The organism is Sphingomonas hominis, assembly GCF_013328205.1.
GTDB lineage: Bacteria > Pseudomonadota > Alphaproteobacteria > Sphingomonadales > Sphingomonadaceae > Sphingomonas > Sphingomonas hominis.
Genome location: NZ_JABULH010000028.1, coordinates 1 through 1,720 on the forward strand (window position 1 = coordinate 1; position 1,720 = coordinate 1,720).

At 63.1% G+C, this 1,720-nt stretch carries 3 protein-coding genes; all 3 read left to right on the plus strand.

Going from position 1 to position 1,720, the window contains the following annotated elements; all coding sequences use genetic code 11:
• A partial coding sequence (locus HRV97_RS17210) for a replication initiation factor domain-containing protein (protein WP_223176935.1) occupies positions 1-869 on the plus strand: 869 nt, incomplete at its 5' end.
• Positions 866-1,033, plus strand: a complete 168-nt coding sequence (locus tag HRV97_RS17215; RefSeq protein WP_174195352.1) for a hypothetical protein — start codon at positions 866-868, stop codon at positions 1,031-1,033. The genes HRV97_RS17210 and HRV97_RS17215, both read left to right, overlap by 4 nt.
• Before the next feature lie 186 nt (positions 1,034-1,219).
• Positions 1,220-1,618: a hypothetical protein gene (locus tag HRV97_RS17220; protein ID WP_174195353.1), complete on the plus strand. Its 399-nt coding sequence runs from the start codon at positions 1,220-1,222 to the stop codon at positions 1,616-1,618.
• Positions 1,619-1,720 lie beyond the last annotated feature (102 nt).

The following is a 1,720-nucleotide window of genomic DNA, read 5'->3' on the forward strand; positions in this document are numbered from 1 at the left end:
GGGGGGTAGAGCGGATGCGTTTCGACTACTATCGGGCGTCCCTGGGGCAGGGTGTCGACGCGGATCAGGTCATCTCCTGGATGGCCTCGCACCAGCCCCTGGGCGAGATCGCGGAGGGACGGCCTGTGATGGGCTACGAGGCCTCCGCGCATGTCCTGGACGGCGAGGGCGACACCTGGGCAACCGTGTTACACGGGGGTCCCAACGGTGTCCTGGTCCAGGCCTCGGGGGAGGCGACGCCGGCAGCTGTCGAGGTCATCCGGCGGGCGTGGCCGGTCCATGCCGTCACCAGGGCGGACGTGTGCGTCGATGTCATCGAGGAGGAGACCGGCCTGTTCGACCGGCTTGAACCGACGCTGACCAGGATCGTCCGCGAGCATGGCAGGGTGAAGGCCAAGTGCATCCGGCCCGTCCTCGATCGCGACCAGGGCGCGACGTACATGATCGGTTCCAGAGCATCCGAGACGTATTTCCGAGCCTATGAGAAGCCGGAACAAATGATGGCGGAAGGCCTCGCTCATCAATCCATGCGCGTATACTTCGACAGGTGGGTACGATGCGAACTAGAGGCTAAGCCGCAGAAAGATAACCGGCACAGCGCCGCAACCTTCGAGCCTAGCGAATACTTCGGTTTGTCTAGGATGGGTCGGGCCATAGCTTCGGACCTGCTCGCACAAGTCGTTGCAAAGACTAACAGCGTAGAGTACAAGTTGCTGACGACGAAGGCGCGCCGTAGGCGCGCAATCGCCAAGCAATACGGACCTACGTTGTTAGAGTGGAAGGAGGATGTGGGATCATGGTCGGAGGTAGGACTGGCGCTTCGGGACTTAATCGAGGAATTGGAAAAGGAGAGAAGCAAGCGGCGTTGAAGTTCGGTGTAGATATTCAAGAGCAAGACTTGCGATTTCTGCATACACTCGCCTCTATAAAAGGCTTCGACTTCGAAGACATGGTATCGACAGTCATTGTTCTGGGCTGCGAAAGTCTTCGCCAGACGCTGGCGAACGAAATGCGCGGTGAAGTCGCCAACTAATCGGGGTGAAGGGGCGCAGCCCCTTCGATAGCACTCTTCTTCAAGCGCGAAGCGCGCCCACGCCGAGCATTCAACCTCTCCGCAGTCGCCACGCCGGTGTTTCTCCAGCCGGCCCCTGGGAACCTCGATTGCGTGAGCTGCCCCGGTGGTGTACCTCCTTCCCTGGTACACCACCGGGGACTTGCCATGCCAGCCACCAGCCCGCGTTTCACGATCACTGTCCGGCCGGAGACAGACCGCGCCCTCAAGCGGCTCGCATCCATCCAGGGCCGGCCTGTCGCCTCGATCATCCGCGAGGTCCTCGACGATGCTGCGCCGATCATGGCCGAGCTCGCCGACACAATCGAGGCCCTGGGAGCCGCCAGGGACGCCGCCAGGGCCGAACTGACCGATGGCCTGGCCGAGGCAGCCGCAGACCTGCAACCGCACCTGGAGGGCATCCTGGGGCACCTCCGCGCGGTGCAGGGCCTGGTGTCCGATCCGGACGAGTCCGTCGGGGCAGACAGCGCGCGTAGCGCGGTGGCTGACCGGGCGGGCCGCGCCGCCCGACCCCCGGCCTGTAATACGGGGGTAGTGAATGGCTAAGCCATTGAAATCGTGTGATAGGGTAGGGGGGTAGAGCGGATGCGTTTCGACTACTATCGGGCGTCCCTGGGGCAGGGTGTCGACGCGGATCAGGTCATCTCC

Coding starts and splice junctions, on each gene's coding strand:
- HRV97_RS17220 (WP_174195353.1), top strand. CDS start 1,220: ATGCCAGCCACCAGCCCGCGTTTCACGATCACTGTCCGGCCGGAGACA.